Source organism: Euzebya pacifica, from assembly GCF_003344865.1.
Taxonomy (GTDB): Bacteria; Actinomycetota; Nitriliruptoria; order Euzebyales; family Euzebyaceae; genus Euzebya; species Euzebya pacifica.
The window spans coordinates 41,992-65,351 of the sequence record NZ_CP031166.1 but is presented as its reverse complement, the minus strand read 5'-3'; the positions used below and the strand labels follow the sequence as shown (position 1 = coordinate 65,351).

The window sequence follows — 23,360 nt, the reverse complement described above, 5'->3', positions numbered from 1 at the left end:
GCGTCGGTGGCCACCATCATGCGCGCACACCTCCCGACCCTGGATGGTCCACCATCATGAAGATCTCCGTCGATGCCCCCGAGTTCGCCGACGCCGTGGCGTGGACGGCGACGTTCGCCCCTTCCAACCCGGCCGTCCCGGCCCTGTCGGGGATCCTGATCGACGCGACCGGCGACAAACTGGTGCTGACCTGCCAGGACCACAACACCACCGCTCGCAGGAGCGTCGCTGGTTCGGTGGCCACCCCGGGCAAGGCGTTGGTACCGGCGAAGCTGTTCGCCAACCTGCTCGCCAAGATGCCGCAGGAGGGCCAGACCGATCTGGTGTTGAACGGTGACCAGTTCAGCGTCTCGGCGGCCGGGTCGAAGTTCCGGTTGCGGCGCATGGACCCGCAGGACTTCCCCATGGGCTACGACACCGGCCCCACCCCGGCGGTCCTCAACGTCGCAGGGCCGGCGTTCGCGGCGGTGCTGGGCCGGGTCGCCCCGTTTGCGTCGACCGACTCGTCACGGCCGATCCTGACCGGGGTGCGGCTGTCGCTGGCCGGCGGGAGGATCACCGCCGCAGCAACCGATTCCTACCGGATGGCTATCGAGTCGCTGCCGGTGACGACGTCGACGCCGGACCGCACGGTCGTGCTGCCGTCCAAGGCCGCCCAACTGGCTGCCCGTGCGGTGCAGGCCGCCGATGAAGTCGTCATGGAGCTCTCCGACACCGCTTACCGGGTCTCGGCCGGTGAGGTCGAGGTCGCCGGTGCCCTTCTGGAGGGCAAGTACCCCGACGTGGGCGTGTTGATCCCCGATGGTGAGGGCACGGCGATGGTTGCTGACGTGGCGGCGATGCGGACGGTCGTGGAGCGGTTCGGGGTGCTGGACGCCGCGACCAAGGGGTTGGTCCCGGCCACCTTGTCGGTGCGGCCCGGCGAACCGTTGGAGATCCACGCCGATTCGCCGGAGGCGGGTGACGGTGTCGACCATGTCGACGCGGAGGTCACGGGTGGGGCGGTGGCGATCTCGTTCAACCCGACCTTCCTGATGTCGGTGCTGGCCACGGTGCCCGCCGACCGGGTCCGGTTCGGGCTGCGCGACGAGTTGAAGCCGGCGCTGGTGACCCCTGCAGACCCGGCCCTGGACACCGACGGGACCGACGCGGTCGGCGGGTCGGACCTGCGGATGATCCTCATGCCGATGCGTGTCGGCTGACCGGTGATCGGGGGCGTGCTGGTCCTCACGCCGCGATCCTCCACGCCGCATCAGCAGAAGCGGTGGCGGACGGCGGTGAGCCGGTTGCGGCGGGCTGCCGCTGATGCCCGACCCGATCCCGACCGGGTCGGTGTGGCCGCTGCCGGCTTGATGGTGTCGTCCGGATGCGCGGACTCGGCAGCAGCGGTGTTCAACGACTTGGCGGTGGGACTGTGGGAGGGCCGTTTCGCCGCGTCGGCCATCGGGTGGCCGATGTGGCCCGACGGGCGGATCATCGCCCCGGCGGGCGGGTCGTTGTCCCTGCTGTCGGCCGGCTGGACCGTCCAACCTGCTCCCGTGGTGTGGTGACCATCCACGGGCTGATGGCGGCCGCTGTTGTGGTGGCCGAGACGGACCGGGCGGCGATCGCCAAGGTGCTCAGCGGGTTGTCTGCGGCGCCGCGGGCGGCTGTGCCGCACCGGGACTCACGCCACCGGCTGCCTCAGCCGGCGACGAAGGCGGTGGCGGCCTGGCGGAACTCGTCGGCGAGACGGAGGGTGGCGACCCACCGGTCGGGCAGACCGGACACGCCGTCGCGGGCACCGAGCAACCCACCGGCGATCGCACCGTTGGTGTCGGCATCGCCGCCCTGGTTGATGATGTCGACCAGCAGGTCCTCAGTGGTCCTGTCGACCTGCAGCGCGGCCCACAGCGCGATGTCGAGGGCGGTGAGCACCCAGCCGCCGCGGCGCCACGGCATCGGGTCGTCGACGGAGGCGTCCAGGCGGCTGGTGGCGACCCGGCCGACCTCGGTGCCGTCGAGCTCGGCGGCTGCGTCGGTGATGGCGGTCCGGACGTCGGTGCCGTTGATCAGGGCGGCGACGACCCGGTTGTACAGCAGGCAGCTCTGGGTGGCGACCGTTGACGCGTGGGTGATCGCGGAGATCGCGAGGGTCTCTTCGGCGAGCCGGTCGGGGTCGTCCTTGCGGTACACCGCCGTCGGGATGCACCGCATGAGCGACCCGTTGGCCTGGGCGTCGGGAGCAGCGTTCCCGGAGCCGCGCGGGTCGTTGGTGCGCCGCAGTCGGGCGAGGGACCCGGAAGTGGTCCCACCGATGTCCTTGGGGCCCGACCGGTACCAGGACAGGAAGTGGCGGGCGCAGGCGTCGAGAACCGCATCGAGGGTCTGGTCGGTGCCGTCAGCGATCAGGTCGGTGTAGGCACGGACGACCGCGGCGGTCAAGTCGGTGTCATCGGTGGGGTCTCCGGGTGCCCAGTTGAACGCGCCGCCGCCAACGATGTCGCGGACCCACGTGTCGGGGTCGGGGTTGGGGGAGGCGAACTCGGTGGTGGCACCCAGGGAGTCGCCGGCGTGGACGCCGAGGAGGGCCCCGGTGGCGCGGTCGAGGGCGTCGGTGCTGGTTGTGGTGGTCATGGGGTGTCCTGTCGGAGGTCGAGGTCAGTAGGGAAGGTGGTCGGCGCACCAGTCGCCGGCGTTCCGGCATGCGGCGCAAGTGGGGTCGCCGGACCGGAGGATCGGGTTGACCCACTGCCGGCCGGTGGGCAGGGCGTCATCGGCGGCCGTCTGGCCGTCTGCGGTGACGCCGGGGAGCGGGCCGAGGTGGGCGAGGCGGTCCACGAGTTCGGTCAGGTCGTAGCGGCCACCGACGTGGGCCGCCCAGCGGTGCAGGGTGTCGTGCATGGCGGGGCGGCGGTGGTCGGGAGCGGCCGCCCAGGTCAAGTAGCAGGCGGCGAGGTCAGAGGGGTCCGACGGTGCCTCCCGGTCGCTGATGGGCCGTCCTGCTGCTGCGTGCCAAGCGAGGGCGTCAGAGGAGATGCCGTGGCGGCGCAGACCAGTGGTGGGGTCGGGAAGGTGGCGCGAGGACAGCCATGCGGCGTCGTCGGCCGGCAGGCCGTTGACCAGCACCCGTTCGGCGATGTCGGCCGGCAAGTCGATGGTGGCGGGGATCATGGTTGCTCCTCGGGGCTGGCGGTCAGGAGGCGTAGGCGAAGGTGTCGATGACGGTGCCGTCGGGGCTGTGGAGCCGGGCGGTGTCGCCACCGGAGTTGTTCCACATGGCCTGTCCGCGTCCGGCGAAGCAGTCGATGTTGTCGCTGTGGGTGGTCTGGGTGCCGGGGCCGGTGTGCATTCGCAGACGGGCTGCCGGGGTGAGGGTGATGGGGCACAGGTCGAGCCGGTTGTCGGCGGCGTCGAGGACGTAGTGGCCGGTGAGGTCGACGGGACCGTCGGCTGCTGCGGACAACTCGATGGTGATGTGCTCGCCGCCGTCGGGGGCAAGGTCGTCCCCGTCGGGGTTGTGAACGATCCCCGTGATCGTCAGGACGACGTCACCTACGGGGTCCTCGGTCGGGTCCTCGGTCGGGTCCTCGGTCGGGTCCTCGGTCGGGTCCTCGGTGGGGTCCTCGGTGGGCAGGTCACGGCTGGCGACCGCCTCGCGGACGTCCCGCCCGATCAGGGACTGCTGGGCTTCGGTGAACGCCCCGACGACCTCGACGTCGCCGTTGTCGGGGTCGGTGCGGATCCGGTCGGTGGTGGCTGCGGGAAGCGAGTCGCCCGTGGTGATGAGCACGGGCGCGCCGAGGTCGGCGGCCCGGCCTGCGGCCACGAGCCCCCAGGTCCACGCGTCGTCGGCGTAGCCCTCGATGACGGTGTGGCCGCCGTGCGCCTGCGACCCCCACAGGACCCGGTCGATCTCGGCGGCCGTGGCATCACGCGACGCACCGGCGATCCGGGCCACGGTGCTGCCGACGATGTCCTGTGCCCGTGCGAGGACCACGTCGGACACCGCAGAGCTTCCACCGACGATGCGGGTGTCGGGGTCGTTGTCCCGCAGGAACGCCGCCACGTCGGGGTGGAGCGTGTCGGTTGGGGTCAGCAGCACCGCGGCGCGGGCTTGTGCTGCCCAGCCGCCGATGGCGACCGAATCGGCGAACGCGGCCGAGCCGGGGCCGTCCGACCGGACGATGAAGGCCTCTGCCCCATCGGTGCCGTAGAGGTCCTGGACGGTGCCGGCGATGACGAGAGCGGTCTGGATGCGGGTCGGGCCCGCGAGCCGGACGACGTCGTGGCCGACCGGTTCCCACTCGATGGCGGCTTGACCGCCGAGCAGGTAGACGGTGCCGCCGCCGGGCATGAGCCGATCCAGTTCGTCCTGGACCTGTTGGATGACGTCCGGATCGTCGGAGGCGAGCAGGAGTGGCCCGTCACCGGTCAGCGGGGTACCCGCGAGCGCGTCGGCGAAGACCTCTCCGGAGGCGATGACGGCGTGGGCCGGCCGGGTCCCGTCGGGGAACCGGGCACGGGAGACGTCAAGGGCGTGGGTGTGGCCGTCGACGACGGCGGTGACGGTCACCTCTGCCGGAGCCGTGCCGCCGTCGAGGTCGGGGTCGGGGGTGTTGCCGGTGAGGGGGGTGGTGGCGGTCCGGCCGGACGCCGTCCCGGTGGTGGTGATGGCGTCGGTGGTGACGATGGTGGTGACGGTCCCGTCGGCCGGTTCGCCCTCGTTGGGGTGGCCGTCGCCGTGGCCGGTCTGGAAGTAGTTGTCGGGCCCGACGGCGGCGGTCCAGTCGTCGACGACGATCTGGGCGGGGTGGCCGAAGCCGTTGGACCCGACCGGCGCGACGACGTGGGGCAGGGTGCCGTCGGTGACCGCCTCGATCCACGGCGGCGTGTTGGAGAAGAACGACCCGTGGTGGGTGACCTTGACCCAGTCCACCGCCAAGCGTGTGCCGTGGGTGGCCACCAGTGCGCCTTCGACGTCGGCGCGGCCGCCGCCGTCGGTGCCGTTGACGTCGCCGGCGCTGAGCAGGGTGACGTCGTTGCCGTCGGGGCTGGTCGCTGCGGTGACGGTGACGCGGTAGACGATGCCACGGTCGTTGGCTCCGTCGACGGGCAGTCCGCCGACCGTGGTGCCGTCGTAGCCGACCGCGAGGACATCGAACACGACGGCGTCGGGTCCGTCGCACAGGGTGAAGGCATCGCCGATGTCGACGACGGTGACGTTGCCCGCCCCGCGGGTCGTGGCGTAGTAGTCGGCGAACGTCTGGGTGTCGTGGTCGTCGGCGGACAGGAACCCGTCGACGTAGGTGCCGACGGTCACGCCGGGTGCGCCGGTCACGTCGAGGACGTCACCGAGGTGGTCGGCGTCGGCGTGGGAGGGGGAGACGATGTCGAGGTGGCGGTCACCGTGCCTGTCGAGGACGTCGAGGATCTCCTCGGCCATCCCGTTGCCGGCGTCGATGAGGGCCTGTTCGCCGCAGCCGGCGCGCCACACCATGGCGTCGCCGTGGGCGCCGTGGACGACGTCGACGGTGAGCAGGGGCGCGTCCTGGGTTGCTGCGGCGGCGGGGAACAGGGGTGCGGCCAGGACGACGGCGATCAGGGCATGGAGGGTCGTTCGCAAAGGGGGCTCCGTGGGTGTTCTGGTGTGTCGACTGCGCACACCAACGAAGGGTATTGTGCTATTTATCCTAGCACTTTGATTTGCGTTGTCGAGTCAGTGTCGGCTGCTGATGGCTGCCCGCAGTCCGGCGGCCACGACGGCGGCAGCGACGGCGGCGGTCCGCCCGGTGGGCCGCGCACCGGGTGTTCGGTGCAGCGACACGGTCGCTGCGGCACGCAGCCAGCCGCCCCTGATCTCGATGATCCGGTTGTCGCCGTCCCCAAGGCCGACGCCGGCCTTGGGGACCCACCAGGTCGGCGGTCCAGTGAACAGGTGGGCGTACAGCGTCGTGCCCCACAGCAGCACCCTGCGGGTCGCGCTGGATTGCCCCAGTTCGGAGACGACGGTCGCGGTGCGGGCCGTCTTCCACGGGTCGAACCCGTCGGGGATGTCGGCCGGGTCGGTCCACACGATCTCGCCCCGCTGCACCCCGCCCTCCTCCGGCCGGGCCCATCTGAACACGACGCTGCCGTCCCCGGTCCGCCCCGCTGCCCATCTGGTTCCGTCGGAGTCGGCGACGTGCAGTCGGCCGTCCAGGCGCAGTGGTGTGTCCACCGGTCACACCTTCCCGTCGCCGGCGGGGGTCCTGAGCACCCGGCCGAAACGTCGTGCCCATCGGGCGGTTTCGATGCGGCAGGCGGCACGGTGGCGGTCGCCGCAGTCGCAGGACGCGGTCGGCATCGGCCCCGCGGTCGCGGCTGCGGTGACGGGCCGTGGGATCTGGCTCATGTGGTCACCGTAGCCCCGGCTGCCGACACCTCCGGCGGCCCGGCCTGAGTGTCGCGCGACGGTTCGGTGCACGACTTCCGCGTGCAGGCGTGGGCTGGGCTGCCGGCGTCGTCGGACAGTCGGCGGCGCCAGCCGTCGGGGCCGCGTTCCTCGTCCCATTCGGTCGCGGGTCTGCGTGGTCAGGGAGTCGGGTTGTCGGGGTTGATGCCGGCGTCCAGCAGGACACGGCGGACCGCGTCTAGGACGTCCTGGGTGACGCCGATCTCGGCCCGGTAGAACGCGGCGAGGGTGTCGGCGTCGTCGTCGCCGATGGAGGTGAGGCGGCGGGTGCTCACGCTGCGGCGTCCTTGTCGTTGAGGAGTGCTCTGGTTCGTGCGGTGGCGACGGCGATGAGCTCGGGTCCGGTGAGCCGCCCCGGTGGTAGGGCGTCGAGTGCGGCGAGGAGGTCTCCGAGGGCGGTGCGGAGTGCTTGTGCGGTGGTGGCCGCGGTGGGGGTGGTTGGTGGGGCGAACAGGGTGACGGCTTCGGCGAACTGTCGCTCGTCGAGGCTTGCGACCCAGTCGTTGATGCGTTCCTGTTGCGGCATGTCTCCTCAGGGGTGGCTGATGGGGTGGACGGGGGTGGGTGCGGACCAGACGTCCTGGCGGTGGCGTTGTGCCATTGGGGGGGTGGCCGTGTGGGGTTGAGGCGGCTGGCCGCCACCCAGGACCGGCGCTCCCCGTTGGCATCCAAGGCGGACCTCGAGCGTGCGGGGGCCGGTCAACTGGCGGCCGCAACGGCTCCATCCCGTCGGCTGGCCGTCACGCACCCAGGCGATGTGCGCGGTCGTGCTGGTGGACGCGACGGTCACGGGGGAGGTGGCGCCATGGGCTGGCGGGGCACGTGCCGCCCGTGACCTCCATCACGCGTGCCCCTTCGATCCTGGTGCCTCGCAGCCGCTGTCGACGATCGCGCAGGTCTCGATCGGCTGTGCCTGGACGGTCTCTGCGGTGTCGCCCTCTTCGGCGGCGACCCAGTCGTTGATGTCCCACACGTCGGCGCCGGCGGTTTCGATGGCGTCGGGGTCAAGCAGTCCCAGACGGGCCAGCACCCTGATGGTGTTGGTATCTCCCCCGCTCTTCAGGATGCTCTTGATCGCGCCGGCGCACTGCTGGGAGTCTGATGTGACGGCCATTTCGTCACCGTCTTCGGTCTCGATAGGCACGGTCGTCTCATGGCAGACGAACCCGCCGCCGTCCAGCATGGCGTCGCGGATCCCCCGGCGGCGTGCCTGCCGCAGATAGATGGGCACGTCGGACCGGAACGGACACTTGGCGCAAGGGACGGCGCGTACGGCGCTGCGGCTGCGGGAGGGAGTGGTCACGGCCCCATCGTGTCCTGTCGTGCCGACACGGGCGCGGTGGTGAGGTCGTCGGCGTTGATTGGTTCGATCCGTCCGAGGAGCGCTTCGGTCCGGTCGGCTACGCGGTCGCGGCCGAGCAGCGCCTGCGTGAGTGCGTCCGGTGCGGTGAGGCCTTGGCCAAGGAGGTCGTCGATGACGAGGAGGAGTGCGACGGCAGCGGCTCGTTCCCGCTCGGCCGGCAGGTGCTCGATGATGGTGTCGCGCGACAGGACGATGGGCGGGCCGGCCGGGTGGAGCCGCCAGGTGAGTCCACGGGCGGCGGGCGGGTCGTTGCCGAGGAGCCTGTCCCAGGTGCGGCGCCGAAGTTCCCATTCGGTGGTGTCGACGTCGTCGGGTGGGTCGGTGTTGTTCCAGTACGACCATGGTTCTGCGACGCCGAGTCCTTCCCAGATGCCGGTCATGGCGTGGCCGGCGGTCCGGTCATACAGCAGGGCGTAGCGTCTGCCGTCGGCGTGGTCGGCCAGGAACACGACGTCGCAGTCGTGGCGTTGGCGGTCCGTCCAGTCCCGCCGGACGCTGTCGATGGCGTGCCGCAGTGGGCTCATGTCGTTCAGCGGCCGGTGCAGCCGGGCGGCGTCGACCGCCCTTGCGGCTTCCGTCGCCGTGGCCCGCGCCACCAGCTCCGCCCCGGCGGCACCCATTGTGTCGCGCAACTGCGGGATGAGGGCAAAGGGGTCGACGTCGTCGGCCATCCGATAGCCGTGGTGGATCTTTGTGGACACAGGACTCGGTCAGTCGAGGGTGAGGTCGGGACGAATGATGCGGTAGGCCTGTCGGGCTGCGGAGAGTCCGTCGTCGTGGTGGGATGCGGCTGCGGAGGCGTCGTGCATCCGGTCGGCGGCGTCCCGCAGTTCGGTGAGGATGGCGGCGAGCCCAACTGCGATGGAACGGGTGAGCGTCACGGGCGCGTCGGGTTGCGTGCCGCTGGCGGCGATGGCACCTGCGAGTGCCCGTGACGGGTTCATGGGGTGATGTGGCGGGCGGCACCGCGGACGGCGGTGATTGCCTGGGCGCCGAGGTTGCCGATGACGGCGTCGAGGAGCCCCTCGTTGCCGTAGTCACGGGCGAGGGCGACAACGGCACCGAGGGCGTCGGGGGTCGGCGCGTCCGTCCCGGTGATGCGTGTGGTGAGGACGGCGATGGCGATGTCGCGCGGGTTGAGGCCGTCGGCTCCGCAGTCGGCGTTGATCTGGGCGTGCAACGCGCTGCGCATCGGGTCGTTGAGTCCGAGCTGTCGGTCGGCGGCCAGGAGGGCCGAGGCCAGGATGGTTTCGGTGGGGTTGGCGGTGGCCATGGAGCTGTCCCTGGTCGTGGGTGGCGGGGGGCTGGTGGGCGGTGTGGTGGTGCCGGTGGGGTGGTCGTTGCGCCACCAACGGTCGTAGGGCCGTGGGGGTTCGCCGGGCTCGGAGTCGGTGTGGTGGAGGCGTAGGTGCCAAGCGTCCACGGCGTCGGCCCACAGGTCCTTCTGCGGGGTCGTGAGTTGGGTGACTACCCACCGTTCGGACGACATGTGGAGCCAGACGGCACCTATGAGGTCCTGCAGGACCTTGATGTCGTGGCGGGTGGGCCGCGGAGGGGTGCCGCCGGTCACTGCGGGGGCTTCTGGTGGCGCCATGCGAGGTCGGCGCGTTCCCATGCGAGGTCGGCGGTCATGGCATCGACCCGCATGGTGAACTCGGTGATGCGGTCGGTGTCGTCGACGTCGGTTGCTGCGGCGAGTTCGCGTCGGGCCCACGCGAGGTCGGCGCGGGTGGCGAGGACGTCCCGACCGGTGGTGGTGCCGACCAGCGGCGGGTCGAAGGCGGTCGGATCGATGGTGGGGGTCATGCGGTGGCCTCCTCACGGGCGCGTTCGGCGTTGGAGGCGAGGGTCATGCGGGCCACGGTGCCATCGTCGAGGTCAGCGAGCGCGGCGATGTCGGCGATCAGTCGCTCGTGGCACCAGCCGAGGTGCGAGGTGATGTTGTCGGTCGGCAGTGTGCAGGGGTTGCCCCACAGGTAGCCCGGGCCGTTCAGCCCTGCGCCGTGGGGGTCGGCGATGGGGATGCGGGGGGTTCCGTCGGTGTAGGCGGGCAGGGTGGTGAGGCCCATGATGAGCCAGCCGCTGCGGCCTGCGGGGCGGAGCAGGACGACGGGGCGGGGCTTTCCGGGGTCGTCGGTGCCGTAGAGGTTGTGGCTGCGGATGGTCGCGATGGCGACCTCCCCTTGCACGAGCCGAGGCTTGGTGTGGTCCTGCATTGGTCGCCCTTCCCAAAGACCTGATGTTGCGCTACTGATCTTAGCACTACGGGTCGGTGCGGTCAAGGGTTGTCTGGGGATCGGTGGTGGCTCCATGGTGTCGCGGGTGGGGGTCACACTGGTGGTGTGGAGGTTCCCGCGTTGCAGTTGACCCCGGTCCGCCGGGGCGTGTTGACGCATCTGCGGTTGGACGACTGGGCCGTGCGGGTGCCTCGGATGCCGCGGGGCAGGCCGTACATGACGCGTCTGCCGAACGGGGCGTCGGGGAGTCCGCTGTTCGGCCGGGCGATGTGCGGGCTGGATGTGTCGAAGACCCCCAACGCGTTGCGGGTGCCCGGCGACACCTCAGATGATCCTGATGGGACCCATCCGGTGTGCGCGGCGTGCCGCACGGAGTTGCGGGTGGCGTTGCGGCGCATCCAGGGGTTGCCGGCGTCGGGTGAGGGAATCGGGTCCGATCCGTCGGTCCGGGTGTCGTTCGGCGCGTCGGTCTATGACCTGATGGGCCTGTCGGACCTGGGGTTGGACGTCGCGGTGGCGTTGGCGACGGTTGCCTGACCCCTGCTCAGTCGTCGAGGGCGGCGAGGTGCCGTTCGACGGTGGAGCGGGATGCTCCGGTCTTTGCGGCGATGTCGGTGGCGGACAGGCCGGCGTCGACCATTCTGGTGAGGAACTGGGGGGTGAGGACGTCAGCCCAGGTGGTGGGTGTGATGCCGTGGCGGCGGGCGTAGCGGATGACGGACTTGCGGGCCGCGCCGACTTCGGCTGCGACGGAGGCATAGCTGGCGGTGGGGTCGGCGAACCGTTCGGCGAGGAACTCGGGGGTGAGGACGTCGGTGTAGCGGCGCAGTCCGGGTGTCTGTTCACTGAGGCCGTGCCGGTCGACCCAGCGTCTGGTCGCGTCGGGGTCGGTGGCGTGGAGGGCGGCGATGTCGACGGTTCGCCAGCCGGTGGCGAGGAGGTCGCGGACGTCGTCGACGTCGAGGATCTCGGTGGGGTCCTGGCGGGTGAGCCGGCGGGGGATGCCGGCGTGCCTGGGCGGTGCCCCGGACCGGCAGTCGAACAGTCGGACGGTGATGGCGGCGGCGGTGATCCCGAGGGGTCCTGCTTGGGCGATGGCGTCCTTCCCAGCGGGCCCGTAGGGCTTGAGCTCGTCGATCTCGCGGTGCCGGAGCTGCTGGTTGATCCGTGCGGGGCCGCCGTAGACGGCGTCGATGAGGTCGGTGCGGCGGGCGATCGCCTCGTCGAGGAGGTCGTCGTCGGTCCTGTGGAGGAGTTCGGCGGGGCCGAGCCGGGTGGCGTGCATGACGCTGACCAGGTCGGCTCCACCGATGACGGCATCGAGGACGCCGTCGGGGTCCAGCATCACCGGGGCCGGGTCGGGCAGCCGGTAGCGATCGGCCCACTCGCGGACCCGGTCCGCCGGTGGACGTCCCGGCAGGTGTTCGCTGGCCTGCTGCGGTGTGGCACCGGCGTTGAGGAGGGCGGCCAGATCGGCCCGGTCGATGGGCGGGGCGTGGGGGTCGTGGGCGTCGAGGCGGTGGCGGAGCAGTTGGGTCCGGACGACAGCGTGGGAGGTGTGTCGGAGCCTGGCCAGCTCGCGGACGGTGACGCGACGACGGGCCCGCATCGGCAGGAGCCACTGGTAGGACAACGGGTCGTCGGAGCCGACGCGTTGGGGATGGCCGCGGTCGAACAACGCCGATCGGACCCCGGTGGGGTCGGTGCCGGCGAAGGCGGCGGTTTCGTCCAGGGTGGCCCCGTTGCCGGTGTAGGCGTCAGCGATGAGGTGGTGGGTGGGGTGGGGCACGGGTGCAGGCTATCGGCGGCGTATCGGGCGTCTCCACCCGATGACCGGCCCCAACCAACCGACAGCGCTCTGCTAGACATCTTAGCGAACGGGTGTTACGGTGCGGTGCGGGAGCGCCGGTGGGCGCTTCCAGGCCGCCAGTCCACTCCCCCGACCCCGGCGGGAACCGGACGTCACGAGCGGCCCAAGGCAGCCGACCAAGGCACCGCACCACCACCGGCACACCAGTGAGCGCATCGACCCTTCGACGCGGACACCGTGCCGGGACCGGGGACCGCACACGTCCGCAGACAAGGCAGACACGATGCCCACCATCATCCCCACCCCCCTGGCGATCGTCGGACCCCAGATCGGCCACGTCGCCTTCATGCTCGCCATCCGCGACCACGCGACCCTCACCAATCTCGCCTACCGCCTCGAGCAGGCCCTCGGCCCCATGGAGGCAGACGGCACCATCGGTGCGCACCGGGTCCTGTACGCCGACCCCCGCGACCTCACCGGCGACAACGGCACCCTCGCCACCCACCCCACCGACTGGACACTGGTCCGCGTCGAGGCCGACACGACCAACGTCGACACGATCATGGCGGTGGAACAACGGATGGCCGCCTTCCTCGCACGAGAAGACGACGGGGTGTGCTTCGGCTGGACCGAGGACCCGCTCACCACCGACGACTTCCTGCTCTCCCGCCTCTTCGAGCACCTCGACGCCCACGACGCCGACGGGGACCCGGCCGACGGCTGGTACTGGATCCTCCACGCCCTGATCCGGCGACTCACTCCCCACACCGGGATCGTGACTTCCGCCGAGCCCGCTCCGGGCCGGTCATGGGCCGCTGAGGACGACCTCCTCGCCCGCTTCGCCGACACCTTCATCGCCGCCTCCGACACCGCGGGCCGATCAGCCGCTGCCGACCACGCCTTCCTGTCCGGCCACTGCACCCGTTACCGCCGCGCGACCCGCTCCGGCGGACTCGACCAGCTGGGACGCGCGCAGGGCCGCGACCTGATCGACACCTTCTCCCCCACCCTGACCGGCGGGGCCCGCACCGCCGCCATCAACGCCCTCGCCACGCTCACCAGCAGGCCCAAGCGGGAGGTCGGCTCGGCAGTCACCGACCGGGCGCTCGACCGCCTCGAAGCGACGCCCCGCGCCACCGACGTCCGCCTCGTCGCCCAAGGGCTCGCCGGCACCCACCAGATCGGCAGCGCCCACGGTCCCAACCGGTCCCTGCCGATCGGCAAGGCCATCCTCGCCGCGTTGGCCATGCGCGACGCGGACCTGCGCGGCCCGATGCGCCGCCGCACCTGCACCACCGTCATCGACGACAACGACCCGACGCGCCGCACTTGGCATGTGTCCGTCGACACCGCCGACGGACGGGTCCTGACCGTCGACGGCTTCGAACCCGACCGGATCCGCATCCAGCAGCCGGCAGGCGGCAGCGCACCCAGCACCGTCGAACCGGTCGGGCCGAGCCGCAACGGAACCCTCGTCGGCATCGTCGACGCACTTCACCGGATCGCCGTCCACCGATGAGCACCGAAGCGGATGGCCAACTGATCGCCGAGGTCACCCACCGGCCGACCGGCCATCCGCAGGTGCGCTGGTGGCTGCCGTCCCCCCACGGCCCGCCGACCCACCACTGGGCCGACCCGTGCCCCACCACCGCCCACATCGACCTGTTCGGCTGCGGCACCTGCGCCGAACAGGTCAAGGGCCACATCGAGCAGGCCGCCGACGCGTGGCGGGCAGCCGCCCACCACGAACCCCTCACCGTCGACGTCGACGGCGTCCGGGTCCCCCACCACGTCGCGGCCCGCTACGCCCCCATCGGCCGTCTCGCACCCCATGGCGGCCCGGCCCCCGAACGGGCCGTCGTGCACATCGGCACCGTCCACGGCCACCTCGTCATCGACTATTTCGTCATGGCTGCCACCGACGACAGCCCGTGGCGGATCACCCCCGCCCGACGGCGTCCCCTGTGCGACGGCCCCGCTCCGGAGGACGGCGAAACCTGCCAGGGCTGCATCGACGCCGCATGGCTCGCCCTGTCCCGGCGCCGCTTCACCGTCGTCGCCGACGACCACGCCGTCGACACCGACACCGTCGACGACATCGCCCTCCTGGCACTGCTCGCCACCGCAAGGCCCGTCGCGTCCAACCGAGAGGACCGCCGGTGAGGGATGTCGGCCCCGGCACCAACAATGGTGTGATGAACGGGCACACCAGTCAGGTCGACCGGGGACCGGGCGACACCGATCCCGACGGGCCACGGTCAGGACGCGGCCTGTGGCGACTCCTTGCCATACCCGGTGTCGGGCCGGCCAAGGCCCGCAGGGTCGCCGAGCGCTTCGGGACCTTCGCGGAGCTCGCCGACGCCGCACCCGAGGCGCTCGCCCGGATCGGTGTCGCCGGTGCCGCCGAGGCACTCGCCCACCCGCCGGAGATCGAACTGCCCAACGTCGTCGACGCCCAGGTCATCACCATCTTCGACCCCGACTACCCGCGGGCCCTGGCGGCCACGTCTGCCCCGCCGGTCCTGGTGTGGGTGTGGGGGCGCCTACCCACCGAGGAGGGCCTGGCCATCGTCGGTACCCGCTCCCCCACCGTCTACGGCACCCGCGTCGCGGCCCGCGCCGCCGGCGAAGCTGCCCTCGAGGGAATCCCCGTCATCTCGGGCATGGCCGCGGGGATCGACCGGGCCGCCGAGGAAGCCGCCGTCGACGCCGACGGCCGTGTCGTCTCCGTCATCCCCCAAGGGCTCAACACCCTCCCACCTGTCCGACGCCGTCACCTCGACGCCATCCTCGCCGCCGACGGTGCCGTCATCACCGAACAGCCGCCGGACACCAACTGGACCGGACGAGCCGCCATGGCACGCAACCGCATCATCGTCGGCCTCGCCCACACCGTCCTCATCGCCCAGGCCACCCCGCGCTCCGGGACCGCCGGCAGCATCCGCGTCGCCCTCGCCGAACAACGCCACCTCCTCGCCCCGCGGCCAGACCCCGCCACCGTCCACGCCCGCGAACCCGCTTCCGAGTTGCTCATGGCCATCACCGACCCGGCCGGCTGCCCGCCCGACCTTCTGGGACTCACCGGCCGACACGCCGCCCAAGCCGCCGACCGGCGCCCGCTCGTCGACACCGTCATCGTGCGCGGCGAGGAGCTCGCCGCCGCGATCAGGCCGCGCTGACCGACACCGTCCGCCGACCCCACGGCCGTTCCCCAGGCCACGCCTCGATCGCGGGCGGGCACGGCGGCCCCACGGGATCCGGCGTCACTGGTGCGTCCACTCCCCGTGCGTCGACGGGGATGTCGATGCCGTGGCCGACGTGCCATCCGGCACAGAACATGCACGGGTAGGCGTGGACCTCCTCCCCTTGGCCCTGCCGCAACTGCCTGGCGGCCCGCCGCGCCGACCTGGCACCGTACGCCACCTTCTCCACACAGGACCTGCGTTTCATCACGTGACCCGCCGGTGAGCGCGATTTGTCCATCTCCACCAGGTCCGCCAAGGCGACGGCAGCCAGCATCTCATCGGACGGGTCCCCGATCCGGCTGCGGACCGCCCCGACCAGCGACGGCGGCAAGGCCTTGCGTCGTCGCGCCATCATCTGCTCTCCCGTTGGTCCCAGCTCTGGCCTCATCATCGGAGACCTCGCCGTCACCGCACCCCGGGTGACGCGTCAGCCCACCCCAACAGCGGCCTGCCCGTTGCGGTCATGGCCGGCCCTGCCCGGCAGCATGTCACCCCGGCAGGGCATCATCAGCGGATGGCCCATCCCCCACTGATCGCTCCGCTCCTCGGCCGCTGCCCGCACACCGGTTGCGGCCAGCCGTTCAAGGCCACCATCGACCTGCGGCTCGACCCGCCGGCCACCGACACCGTCTGCCCGTGGTGCCGCAGGCACTGCCGGCTGGCCCTGTTGGCCTGACGGTCCGGGCCCCTTTGGCCACCGGGGCGTGGCCGATCCCGACCCGGCCGTCCCTATCGCCTGGCGGCGGGGATGAGGGTGACGATGCCGACCGCGGCGAGGCCGAGGAGGAACGCGACCGCGGCGATCGTCGGGTTGAACCCGGCGAGGACGGTGACGGTCAGGATCCCGCCGATGATGCCCCACAGGACCCTGCCGCTCTCCTCCCCCTCCGAGTCGTCGCCGGAGCCGCCGCCCCAGCCGCCGCCGCCCCGTCCGAAGTCGTCAGGCCCACGGTTGCCACCGTTCGTGCCGCCGTGCGACGGCATGCGGTAGCCCTCGACGACGTGGTCGAAGGCCGAGTCGGTGTCGGTCGTTGCGGTGGCGGTGGTCATGACGGGCTCCCGGATCGGGGATGCGGCGGGGATGGCCGTGACGGTCGTTGTCGTCTACTGCCGCGTCATTCCGTTCGGGCCGCCGCGGAGGGCGCCATCACCGCGACGGCGTCGTCTGAGTTGACGCTGTCGCGGTGCTGTCCACGCACGCCAAGCCGATGCCGTTGGTTGGGACAGTCAGGCACGCACGGCGTTTCGAACACGGACGCGGGGCGACCCCGGGTCCAGCCGCGCGAGCGGTCCACCACACGCGCCCGGCCTGTCGTCGTTCACGCCCCGTCGGTCACGGGCGTCACGGGCGCGGTCAGCAGTCGAAGATCGCCAGCACCGATACGGCCCCGTCGGCGTTGGTGCCGATCTGCTTGTCGAGGGCGTGGCAGGTCGCGAGGACGTCGAACAGGGCCGAGCCCTGCACGGCATGGGCGGACTGGACGGCGAACGCGGGGCCGCCGATGAGTGACATCTGGCCGTACAGGTTGCCCTCGCCCACGGTGAGGTCGAGGTCCTCCTCGGACTCGTAGGCGTGGACGTCCACGCCGGCCTCGGCCAGCACACGGGCTCCGGTGGTGTTCATCCGCACGTAGAGGACCGATCCGAACGGGACGCCGAAGGCGGTGGCGTCTGGGTCGACGGGGGTCGCGAGGTACTCGCGGATCGTGGCCTCGTCGGCGGCGGGGCGGATCTCGTCGTCCTGAACGCCGGGGGTGGTGAGCACCTTCACGATGGTGTCGGTGTCGATGGCGGTGGCTGCGGCCATGTCGTTCTCCTCGGTCGGTCGACTACCCTTCCCGGCAGCCGTTCGCTAGAAATGCTAGCACTTGGTTTAAGGGCAAGTCAAACGGGCTTCGATGGCGCATTCTGCGGGCTACCGACCGACCGGCCCAGTGGTCTGGGGGGGAACGTGCCGACTCATTGGACAGGTGGGACACGCATCCCGACTCCGGCGCGTGCTTCCGGGCCCACACGCCGAGGCACCCCGGCCCCCTCTTGCCGTTCCGCAGCGTCCAGGAGGCCGTGCAGCACCTCCGGCGGGTACACGCCGAGTTCGGGGCCGTACAGAATCCCGTCCACCGCCACACCTCCGGTCAGGGTCCCGTCGGCAAGACCGCCGTGGACGACAGCCACGCAGTCCGGGCAGACCGCACCCCGGGGCGGGTGGTGGTCGCCGCAGACCGGTGGCGCGGCTCGAAGCGTCGAGCTGCGCCCCTGCACGTGGGCGCGGACGACGACGAGGTGACCATCGGCGGTCTCGGTCTCCCACGCCATCGCCCCGGCCCAGCCCGGCGCGGGGTCGGCGGTCAGTCCACCGATGAGTGCGGTGTCGGCCGCCGCCCTCGCGCCGAGGGGCCCCAGTGGGACGTGCCCACCATGGACCCTGACCATCGGTGTGGGGTAGCCGACCCAGGCGTTGTTGATGGCGTCGGCGTTGAGGCGGATCACGTCGGAGCAGGGGACGCATCCCCCGTAGACGGTGACCTCACCGTCGCATACCGGGTTGACGGCGACGTGGGGGAAGGCGCTGCCGTCCGCGCCGACGGTGAGCGCCTCGAGGCGGCCGTGGACGCCGTCGGATGTGACGGTACCGATGACGATGCGGTGCGCCGCGCCGATCTGGGGGTCCAGGTCGCCGCTGGTGAGCTCGACTGTGGGACGGTCACGTCGGGCGGGCCACTCCCCTGCGACGGTGCGGACGAGGGCCCAGGTTTCGCGGGCGGCGCCGAGGCAGCCCGCGCAGTAGCCCTCCGCCGGTGTGGCGGCGTCCCCGCGGGGCCGTCCGCAGCCGGTCACGGGTGCAGCTGATGAGGCCAGGACGGAGCGGCCGTCGGGGTCGGGAAGCACCCATCCGTCGAGGGCCAGGTGGGTGGCGCGGCTGCGGGGTCCGCCGTCCACGGGTGCCCATCTCGGCCCCAGGTGCAGGTCGACGGGCCGGGGGTGGTCGGCGAACAGCCACAGGGGGATCCGGTCGGCGAGGCGGAACGGCGCGAGGGAGTAGTCGCCGATCCGCAGGGGCCTGCCGGCGGCCGCTGCGAGGACGACCTCGAAGGCGCGCCAGGTGTTGCCGCAGACGGCGCAGCCGTTCCATGCCTGCCGGCGGGTGCCGAACGGTTCGTCGCAGCCCGGTTGCCTGGCCGGGAAGTGACCGGCGGGCGTCGGGGTGGTGTGGTGCACGGCGTCCCAGATCATGGATGACGCCCGTCGCGATGGGGGCGTGCGACGGGCGTCGGGGCGGTCGTGGCGGGTGATGGGGGTTCCCCGACACGACCGGACTAGAAAGTGAAGATGTTCTCCACTCCCCTAGAACGGGACCTCATCATCCGCAACGGGCGGCGGGGCCTGGCCACCGCCGGACATCGCCGGCTGCCGCTTGCCGCCACCGGAGACCTTCTCCACCGACGCCTTGGCCCACCGCAGCGACGGGCAGATCTCGTCGGCCTCGATCTCGGTCTGCCAGCGGGTCTGGCCGTCCTTGTCCTCCCAGGACCGCTTGGTCAGCCGACCGATGACGACGACCCGGTCGCCCTTGTTGAGGGACTCGGCGACGTTCTCGGCGTGGTCACGCCAGATGTTGACGTCGAAGTAGCCGTCGAGCTTGTCCTCCCACTCGTTGGTGTCCTTGTTGCGGACCCGGCGGTTGACCGCGACGGACAGGTTCGCGACGGCGGTGCCGCCCTGGGTGTAGCGCAGGTCGGGGTCCTTGGTGAGGTTCCCGATCACGGTGATCGTGTTCTGCTCGTTGGCCATGGCTGTCTTGCTCCTTGATCATCAGCTCGGTGCACGCCGACGGTCATCACTGCGCCGGCGTGGCCAGCGCCTCTTGATGTGCGCTGACAGTTGTCACCGTACGACCGGGGTGCGACATGACCGCCCCGGGGACGTGGCCGCGTTTCACGAGCCGGTGAGGTGGCGGAGGAGGTCGTCGGTGTCGGGGTGGCGGGTGACGGCGTGGTGGGCGAAGAAAACGCTGTCGCGCGCGTCGTCGGGCCAGCCGAGCAGGGCGACGCGGGCTCCGGCGCCGATGGCGGCCCCGAACTCCGCGATCGCACCGAACGCCCTGGGGTGCCACAGCAGGACGAGCAGGTCGCAGCCGGCTGCGGCGTCGATCATGGCGGCTGCGGCGGGGCCGTTGACGCCGGGGCTGGCGGCGTAGGGCTTGGTGACGCCGAGCCCGGTCCAGTCAAGCGTCCGTGTCCATCCGATGCGCTCGAGCGCCTGGGCGACGGCGTTGACGTCGTCCTCGGCGGCTGCGGCCTTGCCGGCGACGTAGAACCGGCCCGGTGCGGGCGGTCGGGTGGTCACGTGCCGGTGGAGCCGAGCCCACCGGTGCCGCGTTCGGTGGTGTCGAGGCTGTCAGCGAGGACGATGGTGGGCGTGGCGACGGGAACGATGAGGAGTTGGGCGATCCGGTCGCCCCTGCGGATGTGGTGGGGTCGGTCGGGATCGGTGTTGGTGAGGATGACCTCGATCTCGCCGCGGTAGCCGGCGTCGATGATCCCCGGTGCGTTGGTGACGGTGATGCCGTGCCGGGCGGCCATCCCGGAGCGGGGGCACACCATGCCGGCGTGCCCGTCGGGTAGGGCGATGGCGATCCCTGTGCCGATGACGGCTCGGCCGCCGCCCGGGTGGATGATGTGGTCGCCGGTGGCGTGGAGGTCCAGTCCGGCGTCGCCCGGCCGGGCGTAGCGGGGGGTGGGGAGGCCTTCGTCGAGCTTGTTGACGGTGAGGGTCGGTGACATGGATCTTGGTCCTCAGGCGGCGTAGCGTTCGTCAGCGAGTCGGTCGGAGGCGATGGCGGTGCCGTTGGCGAGCAGGGGGGCAAACAGGTCGGTGATGGGTTGGGTGCGGCCATCGGGGGAGGCGAGGTGGACGGCTCGGGCGGTGGCGCGGATCCTGACGGTGGGGTCGAGTCGGGCGAGGACCTGCTCGAAGGTGACGATGTCGTCGGGGTCAGCGAGGCGGATGTCGTAGTCGAGGCGGCGGGCGGGGCCGGGACGCAGGATCGTGCCGAGGATGCCGACGGGGCCGGTCGGGTCGGTGACGACGGGCGGTTCGGTGGGGTGTCGCCACCGGTCGACGGTGACGATGTCGCCGATGAGTGCGGCTCCGGCGGAGACGCCGACGCTGCGGATCTCTGCGGTGTCGTCGTCGAGACGGCGGGCGGGCAGCGCTTCCCATTCGCCCATCCAGATGCCGCGGACGGTGATGGGCACCAGGACGGTGCAGTCGGCGGTGTCGTCGGGGTCGTCCCAGATGACCATTTCGGTGGGCAGGCTGCGGACGCGCTGCCAGGGGGTGGAGGGGTTGCGCAGGTCGGGTTGGGCGAGCGCGTCGGGGTCGGTGTCGGGTAGGTCGCGCGGGAGGTCGCCGGTGAGGCCGCAGGGGACGATCTGCACCATCGTGAGGTCGGTGGGGTCGATGTGGTGGTGCCGGTAGGCGACGGGGGCGAGTGCGGACACCCAGGTGGGGTGGACGATCCGGTGCTCGATGGGCCAGCCGCCTTCGGGGCCGTCGAGGACGATGATGCCGTGGGGGTCGGTGGGGTCGTTGATGTGGACGCCGTCGACGACGAGCTGGTGCCAGTTGGCGGCGAGGGCGTTGAGGAGGGCTGCGGAGTTCTCGTAGGTGCTGCCGACGAGGATGAGTTCGGGGCCGTGGGGGTGGCGGCCGACGGTGAAGGCGTAGCCGGTGGAGAGCGGGTCGAGGGGGCCGACCCACTGGATGGCGTGGCCGTGTTCGGCGACGATCCGGGCGATGTCGGGGGAGGGTGGGTCGGTGGGGGTCATTGGGGCCGACGGTAGCGTCGGGTGCGGAGCGTCCGGCGGGACGGTGGGACGGTTCGCCCGTGCAGGTGGGGCAGCCCGCCCCGGGGCGGTGCTACCGGTGGGCGAACGTGCCCCTGGGGGCGTCGCGCATGCGGTGGCGGTGGCCGTGGTGTGGTCGAGGACTTCGTCGCGTTGGGCGTTCCATGTCCAGGTCCTGGCGGCGCCGTCCTGGTTCCCCCGGGACCGGCGCGCCTCGTTCCTGGTCGTGGCGGTGTCGTCGGGGCGGGCCTGGTGCAGTCGGCGGCGGAGCTCCTCGGTCGCTTCGGCCAGGTTGGCCTTGGGGCTGCGGTTGGATGTGCCGACGGCGGTCATGCGGCTGGTGGGGTCGGAGACCTTGCAGCCGTTCTGCGACAGGTTGCGGTGCTGCCCGTCGTGCGGCCTTCGCCGCTCTGCGTGCGGGGGTGCGGGGCGTGCCCGGACGGGGCGACGTCCGTTGGTCTTCACCGTGGTGATCGGTGCGGGAGCGGGGGCTTCTTTAGGGGTGGCGGTCGCGGTCGAGCAGGCCGTAGATGACCGGCAGGGGCAGTCCGGCGGCGTCGGGTGTCAGGTGGGTGTCGCCGATGGCCACGCCGGGGTGGGTGGCGTTCGTCCGGTCGGGGTTGGCGAGCACGGCGACGAGGCGTTTGCCGCAGGCGGTGCACCATCGCTGGTTGGGCGGCGGGGAGCTGTCGGGGTCTGGTGCCTTGCCGCAGAGGGTTCTGACGGGCCGATCGGGGGTGGCCTGCCACGTCTGCCCGGTCGGGTCGGTGGTGGATCGGACGGACCAGGCGAGGTGGGTGACGCGGCCGTTGGGGACCGCGACCAGGTCCATGCGGCTGCGGCCGTCCCCTTCGGGCCGCCACCGGCCGGCGAAAGTGGGGTCGGCCGCAGGTTCGCTGGTGGAGCCGCTGAGGAGGACCTCGGTGGGCACGGGGTTGCCGTCGATGGCCACGGCAACGAATCCGGTGCCGATGGCGAGGTGCCATTCGGCCTCTGCTGAACGGGCGACGGACCGGATGGTGTCGGTGCAGTCGGTGCAGCCGCCAAGCATCGTGGACTGCCTCACGGCACAGGGCGTGCTGCGGTCCCTGACGGGCACGGTGTAGGCGGGGCCCGTCCCGGAGGTCTTGGGGGCCCCGTCGACGTTGTGGGCGGTGCTGCCGCTGAGGGAGGGCATGCGGAAGCCGGTGAGCGCGGCGCAGCCGTCCTGGGTGTCGATGTCGGCCACGACGACCCGTTCGTCGGGTTGGGGCTGCTGCGGGATGGGGTCGCCGTCATCGAGGAACACCGCGGTGGTCATCGGGGCGGGGTCGAGGCCCGTGTGGTGTGGCAGGTCGGCGTCGCGTCGGGACCGGGCGCAGGTGATGCAGCGGTCGGCCGGGTCGACGTGGCCCGTGACTGGGTCGCCCAGTGGCCGCATGCACAGGGTGGTGGCAGCGGGGAAGGCGATGGCCCGGCCGTTGTGGGCCACGGTGAGGGCTTGCAGGGCGATGTGGGTGCGGGTGGTTCCGGGTGAGGTGACGGTCTGCCAGGTCGCCGCCGGGTGGGGCGGTGGGGGTCCGTCGAGGTGGCGGCCGGCGAGGACGTCGGCGGCGCATCCGCGGGGTCCGTGCAGGACCGATCCGTCCAGTTCGATCGGCACGGCCGGGTCCAGCCGGATGGTGAGGACGCAGGTGGTGCAGTTGCCCGCCGGGGTGCGGTCGTTGCCGCGGTTGCCGCACAACGGCGCATCGTCGGCGTTGCGGATGTGGCCCGTTGCCGTGTCGATGCGGTGCCTGTTCATGGTGTCGCCCATGATGACGGGGGCGTGGGACGCCGGCTGTTGTCGAGCAGCAGTGTCGAGCGTCGCGTCGAGCAGGTCGCTGCCATCACCAAGCCAATCGACCGGCAGGAATTGACCGGTCGCCACTCATGTGCTAGCATTCCTAGCATTGAGTTCACCTAGCCCCGGAAAGGGGACGTGCCAGATGGCCACCACCACCCGCCCCTTGACCGGGATCGTTGACGACGTCCTGGAGACCCTCGCCGTCGAGGGGTTCGTCACCTCCCCCGGTATCCACCCCGACCAGTCCTCCGCCCGCGAACAGCGCACCGATCAGGACGCCCCACTGATCGGCTACCTCGACGCCGACGCCGACGAGACGACCATGTCGCTGTTCCACGACCTTCCCGCCACCGCCCACAGCATCCGCGTCCTCGAGGCGCTGGAAGCCGCCGGCCTCAACGTCGACTGGCCCGACCGCGACCCCGACCTGCGCATCGACGTTGCCCTCCCGGCCTGACCGGGCGCCAACTCGACAGCGGGGGACCGTTGACAACGGCGACTGGCCCGGTGCACCGACGAGGTCGGCTGACGGGATCGGTTGACATCGTGCCCCGCAACCGAGGGGTGACGGCGCGTCCATCACCCCCCGCCCGTACTG

Annotated in this window: 30 protein-coding genes; 8 read left to right on the top strand and 22 right to left on the bottom strand. The window is 71.7% G+C overall.

From position 1 onward, the window contains the following. Nucleotides 1-56 precede the first annotated feature (56 nt). Together dnaN and DVS28_RS25415 are read left to right on the top strand one after the other, a co-directional pair. The gene (gene dnaN, locus DVS28_RS25420) at nucleotides 57-1,202 is read left to right on the top strand and encodes a DNA polymerase III subunit beta (RefSeq protein ID WP_164711070.1); all 1,146 of its coding nucleotides are present in this window, start codon (nucleotides 57-59) and stop codon (nucleotides 1,200-1,202) included. Nucleotides 1,203-1,217: 15 nt separating this feature from the next. Next, the gene (locus tag DVS28_RS25415; RefSeq protein WP_164711069.1) at nucleotides 1,218-1,550 is read left to right on the top strand and encodes a hypothetical protein; all 333 of its coding nucleotides are present in this window, start codon (nucleotides 1,218-1,220) and stop codon (nucleotides 1,548-1,550) included. Nucleotides 1,551-1,683: 133 nt separating this feature from the next. Here the strand turns inward: DVS28_RS25415 and DVS28_RS25410 are convergent, their stop codons facing one another. From DVS28_RS25410 to DVS28_RS25360, 13 genes are all read right to left on the bottom strand, one after another. Further along, on the bottom strand, nucleotides 1,684-2,616 hold the full coding sequence (locus DVS28_RS25410; protein WP_114594459.1) for an ADP-ribosylglycohydrolase family protein: 933 nt from the start codon (nucleotides 2,614-2,616) through the stop codon (nucleotides 1,684-1,686). 24 nt (nucleotides 2,617-2,640) lie between these two features. Further along, entirely contained in the window at nucleotides 2,641-3,153 is a 513-nt protein-coding gene (locus DVS28_RS25405) for a hypothetical protein (RefSeq protein WP_114594458.1), read from the bottom strand. Nucleotides 3,154-3,175: 22 nt separating this feature from the next. Continuing rightward, a complete protein-coding gene (locus DVS28_RS25400; protein WP_114594457.1) occupies nucleotides 3,176-5,605 on the bottom strand; it encodes a cell wall-binding repeat-containing protein in 2,430 nt (809 codons plus the stop codon). A 93-nt stretch (nucleotides 5,606-5,698) separates the two neighbouring features. Further along, on the bottom strand, nucleotides 5,699-6,199 hold the full coding sequence (locus tag DVS28_RS25395; protein WP_114594456.1) for a hypothetical protein: 501 nt from the start codon (nucleotides 6,197-6,199) through the stop codon (nucleotides 5,699-5,701). 3 nt (nucleotides 6,200-6,202) lie between these two features. Then, complete coding sequence (locus DVS28_RS28800) at nucleotides 6,203-6,373, bottom strand: hypothetical protein (protein WP_164711068.1); 171 nt, start codon at nucleotides 6,371-6,373, stop codon at nucleotides 6,203-6,205. Between the two features lie 179 nt (nucleotides 6,374-6,552). Beyond that, on the bottom strand, nucleotides 6,553-6,708 hold the full coding sequence (locus DVS28_RS28795; protein ID WP_164711067.1) for a hypothetical protein: 156 nt from the start codon (nucleotides 6,706-6,708) through the stop codon (nucleotides 6,553-6,555). Continuing rightward, the gene (locus DVS28_RS25390; protein WP_114594455.1) at nucleotides 6,705-6,959 is read right to left on the bottom strand and encodes a hypothetical protein; all 255 of its coding nucleotides are present in this window, start codon (nucleotides 6,957-6,959) and stop codon (nucleotides 6,705-6,707) included. The genes DVS28_RS28795 and DVS28_RS25390 overlap by 4 nt, the downstream gene beginning before the upstream one ends. Nucleotides 6,960-7,274: 315 nt before the next feature. Then, on the bottom strand, nucleotides 7,275-7,736 hold the full coding sequence (locus tag DVS28_RS25385; RefSeq protein ID WP_164711066.1) for a hypothetical protein: 462 nt from the start codon (nucleotides 7,734-7,736) through the stop codon (nucleotides 7,275-7,277). After that, nucleotides 7,733-8,497 carry a hypothetical protein gene (locus DVS28_RS25380; RefSeq protein WP_114594453.1) on the bottom strand — a complete coding sequence of 255 codons (765 nt, stop codon included), beginning with the start codon at nucleotides 8,495-8,497 and terminating at the stop codon, nucleotides 7,733-7,735. The genes DVS28_RS25385 and DVS28_RS25380 overlap by 4 nt, the downstream gene beginning before the upstream one ends. 9 nt (nucleotides 8,498-8,506) lie before the next feature. Beyond that, nucleotides 8,507-8,740, bottom strand: a complete 234-nt coding sequence (locus tag DVS28_RS25375; RefSeq protein ID WP_114594452.1) for an ATP synthase subunit c family protein — start codon at nucleotides 8,738-8,740, stop codon at nucleotides 8,507-8,509. Next, complete coding sequence (locus DVS28_RS25370; protein WP_164711064.1) at nucleotides 8,737-9,390, bottom strand: hypothetical protein; 654 nt, start codon at nucleotides 9,388-9,390, stop codon at nucleotides 8,737-8,739. Before DVS28_RS25370 ends, DVS28_RS25375 begins: the two co-directional genes overlap by 4 nt. Next, nucleotides 9,363-9,602, bottom strand: a complete 240-nt coding sequence (locus DVS28_RS25365; protein WP_114594450.1) for a hypothetical protein — start codon at nucleotides 9,600-9,602, stop codon at nucleotides 9,363-9,365. Before DVS28_RS25365 ends, DVS28_RS25370 begins: the two co-directional genes overlap by 28 nt. Then, the gene (locus tag DVS28_RS25360) at nucleotides 9,599-10,012 is read right to left on the bottom strand and encodes a hypothetical protein (RefSeq protein ID WP_114594449.1); all 414 of its coding nucleotides are present in this window, start codon (nucleotides 10,010-10,012) and stop codon (nucleotides 9,599-9,601) included. Before DVS28_RS25360 ends, DVS28_RS25365 begins: the two co-directional genes overlap by 4 nt. 237 nt (nucleotides 10,013-10,249) lie before the next feature. Between DVS28_RS25360 and DVS28_RS25355 the strand changes: the two genes are divergently transcribed. After that, entirely contained in the window at nucleotides 10,250-10,570 is a 321-nt protein-coding gene (locus tag DVS28_RS25355; protein WP_164711063.1) for a hypothetical protein, read from the top strand. A 7-nt stretch (nucleotides 10,571-10,577) separates the two neighbouring features. On the opposite strand, the gene DVS28_RS25350 is transcribed toward DVS28_RS25355, so the two are convergent. Then, nucleotides 10,578-11,822 (bottom strand): helix-turn-helix domain-containing protein, encoded by a 1,245-nt coding sequence (locus DVS28_RS25350; RefSeq protein WP_114594447.1) that lies wholly within the window; start codon nucleotides 11,820-11,822, stop codon nucleotides 10,578-10,580. 304 nt (nucleotides 11,823-12,126) lie between these two features. Between DVS28_RS25350 and DVS28_RS25345 the strand changes: the two genes are divergently transcribed. The 4 genes from DVS28_RS25345 (at nucleotide 12,127) to DVS28_RS28785 (ending at nucleotide 15,764) form a co-directional block, all read left to right on the top strand. Further along, a complete protein-coding gene (locus tag DVS28_RS25345; RefSeq protein WP_114594446.1) occupies nucleotides 12,127-13,362 on the top strand; it encodes a hypothetical protein in 1,236 nt (411 codons plus the stop codon). Then, complete coding sequence (locus DVS28_RS28790; protein WP_164711062.1) at nucleotides 13,359-14,006, top strand: hypothetical protein; 648 nt, start codon at nucleotides 13,359-13,361, stop codon at nucleotides 14,004-14,006. The genes DVS28_RS25345 and DVS28_RS28790 overlap by 4 nt, the downstream gene beginning before the upstream one ends. Before the next feature lie 32 nt (nucleotides 14,007-14,038). Further along, on the top strand, nucleotides 14,039-15,022 hold the full coding sequence (locus DVS28_RS25340; protein ID WP_164711061.1) for a DNA-processing protein DprA: 984 nt from the start codon (nucleotides 14,039-14,041) through the stop codon (nucleotides 15,020-15,022). 580 nt (nucleotides 15,023-15,602) lie between these two features. After that, complete coding sequence (locus DVS28_RS28785; protein ID WP_164711060.1) at nucleotides 15,603-15,764, top strand: hypothetical protein; 162 nt, start codon at nucleotides 15,603-15,605, stop codon at nucleotides 15,762-15,764. Nucleotides 15,765-15,817: 53 nt separating this feature from the next. Here DVS28_RS28785 and DVS28_RS25330 read toward each other — a convergent pair whose 3' ends face one another. The 8 genes from DVS28_RS25330 to DVS28_RS30075 all read right to left on the bottom strand — a co-directional run bounded on the left by DVS28_RS25330 (nucleotide 15,818) and on the right by DVS28_RS30075 (nucleotide 22,720). Further along, entirely contained in the window at nucleotides 15,818-16,138 is a 321-nt protein-coding gene (locus DVS28_RS25330) for a hypothetical protein (RefSeq protein ID WP_114594443.1), read from the bottom strand. Between the two features lie 304 nt (nucleotides 16,139-16,442). Next, nucleotides 16,443-16,895: a hypothetical protein gene (locus DVS28_RS25325; protein WP_114594442.1), complete on the bottom strand. Its 453-nt coding sequence runs from the start codon at nucleotides 16,893-16,895 to the stop codon at nucleotides 16,443-16,445. Between the two features lie 152 nt (nucleotides 16,896-17,047). Then, the gene (locus DVS28_RS25320; protein ID WP_114594441.1) at nucleotides 17,048-18,322 is read right to left on the bottom strand and encodes a hypothetical protein; all 1,275 of its coding nucleotides are present in this window, start codon (nucleotides 18,320-18,322) and stop codon (nucleotides 17,048-17,050) included. Nucleotides 18,323-18,433: 111 nt separating this feature from the next. Beyond that, a complete protein-coding gene (gene ssb / locus DVS28_RS25315; protein ID WP_114594440.1) occupies nucleotides 18,434-18,880 on the bottom strand; it encodes a single-stranded DNA-binding protein in 447 nt (148 codons plus the stop codon). Nucleotides 18,881-19,024: 144 nt separating this feature from the next. Further along, nucleotides 19,025-19,435, bottom strand: a complete 411-nt coding sequence (locus tag DVS28_RS25310; RefSeq protein ID WP_114594439.1) for a hypothetical protein — start codon at nucleotides 19,433-19,435, stop codon at nucleotides 19,025-19,027. Next, nucleotides 19,432-19,872 carry a dUTP diphosphatase gene (dut, locus tag DVS28_RS25305; protein WP_114594438.1) on the bottom strand — a complete coding sequence of 147 codons (441 nt, stop codon included), beginning with the start codon at nucleotides 19,870-19,872 and terminating at the stop codon, nucleotides 19,432-19,434. The genes DVS28_RS25310 and dut overlap by 4 nt, the downstream gene beginning before the upstream one ends. A 12-nt stretch (nucleotides 19,873-19,884) precedes the next feature. After that, entirely contained in the window at nucleotides 19,885-21,402 is a 1,518-nt protein-coding gene (locus DVS28_RS25300; protein WP_114594437.1) for a DUF4262 domain-containing protein, read from the bottom strand. Between the two features lie 31 nt (nucleotides 21,403-21,433). Next, nucleotides 21,434-22,720, bottom strand: coding sequence for a hypothetical protein (locus DVS28_RS30075; protein ID WP_164711057.1), 1,287 nt, complete (start codon nucleotides 22,718-22,720; stop codon nucleotides 21,434-21,436). A 184-nt stretch (nucleotides 22,721-22,904) separates the two neighbouring features. On the opposite strand from DVS28_RS30075, the gene DVS28_RS25290 reads away from it, so the two are divergent. Then, a complete protein-coding gene (locus tag DVS28_RS25290; RefSeq protein WP_114594435.1) occupies nucleotides 22,905-23,219 on the top strand; it encodes a hypothetical protein in 315 nt (104 codons plus the stop codon). The last annotated feature ends 141 nt before the right edge of the window (nucleotides 23,220-23,360 follow it).

Bases quoted from the DNA above. Each gene is read 5' to 3' on its own strand.
- DVS28_RS28790 (WP_164711062.1), top strand. From the start codon at position 13,359: ATGAGCACCGAAGCGGATGGCCAACTGATCGCCGAGGTCACCCACCGG.
- DVS28_RS25370 (WP_164711064.1), bottom strand. From the start codon at position 9,390: ATGGCGCCACCAGAAGCCCCCGCAGTGACCGGCGGCACCCCTCCGCGG.
- DVS28_RS25325 (WP_114594442.1), bottom strand. From the start codon at position 16,895: ATGGCCGCAGCCACCGCCATCGACACCGACACCATCGTGAAGGTGCTC.
- dnaN (WP_164711070.1), top strand. From the start codon at position 57: ATGAAGATCTCCGTCGATGCCCCCGAGTTCGCCGACGCCGTGGCGTGG.
- DVS28_RS25345 (WP_114594446.1), top strand. From the start codon at position 12,127: ATGCCCACCATCATCCCCACCCCCCTGGCGATCGTCGGACCCCAGATC.
- DVS28_RS25375 (WP_114594452.1), bottom strand. From the start codon at position 8,740: ATGAACCCGTCACGGGCACTCGCAGGTGCCATCGCCGCCAGCGGCACG.
- DVS28_RS30075 (WP_164711057.1), bottom strand. From the start codon at position 22,720: ATGAACAGGCACCGCATCGACACGGCAACGGGCCACATCCGCAACGCC.
- dut (WP_114594438.1), bottom strand. From the start codon at position 19,872: ATGTCACCGACCCTCACCGTCAACAAGCTCGACGAAGGCCTCCCCACC.
- DVS28_RS25390 (WP_114594455.1), bottom strand. From the start codon at position 6,959: ATGCCGCAACAGGAACGCATCAACGACTGGGTCGCAAGCCTCGACGAG.
- DVS28_RS25365 (WP_114594450.1), bottom strand. From the start codon at position 9,602: ATGACCCCCACCATCGATCCGACCGCCTTCGACCCGCCGCTGGTCGGC.
- DVS28_RS25405 (WP_114594458.1), bottom strand. From the start codon at position 3,153: ATGATCCCCGCCACCATCGACTTGCCGGCCGACATCGCCGAACGGGTG.
- DVS28_RS25290 (WP_114594435.1), top strand. From the start codon at position 22,905: ATGGCCACCACCACCCGCCCCTTGACCGGGATCGTTGACGACGTCCTG.
- DVS28_RS25320 (WP_114594441.1), bottom strand. From the start codon at position 18,322: ATGATCTGGGACGCCGTGCACCACACCACCCCGACGCCCGCCGGTCAC.
- DVS28_RS28785 (WP_164711060.1), top strand. From the start codon at position 15,603: ATGGCCCATCCCCCACTGATCGCTCCGCTCCTCGGCCGCTGCCCGCAC.
- DVS28_RS28800 (WP_164711068.1), bottom strand. From the start codon at position 6,373: ATGAGCCAGATCCCACGGCCCGTCACCGCAGCCGCGACCGCGGGGCCG.
- ssb (WP_114594440.1), bottom strand. From the start codon at position 18,880: ATGGCCAACGAGCAGAACACGATCACCGTGATCGGGAACCTCACCAAG.
- DVS28_RS25360 (WP_114594449.1), bottom strand. From the start codon at position 10,012: ATGCAGGACCACACCAAGCCTCGGCTCGTGCAAGGGGAGGTCGCCATC.
- DVS28_RS25355 (WP_164711063.1), top strand. From the start codon at position 10,250: ATGACGCGTCTGCCGAACGGGGCGTCGGGGAGTCCGCTGTTCGGCCGG.
- DVS28_RS25340 (WP_164711061.1), top strand. From the start codon at position 14,039: ATGAACGGGCACACCAGTCAGGTCGACCGGGGACCGGGCGACACCGAT.
- DVS28_RS25330 (WP_114594443.1), bottom strand. From the start codon at position 16,138: ATGACCACCGCCACCGCAACGACCGACACCGACTCGGCCTTCGACCAC.
- DVS28_RS25410 (WP_114594459.1), bottom strand. From the start codon at position 2,616: ATGACCACCACAACCAGCACCGACGCCCTCGACCGCGCCACCGGGGCC.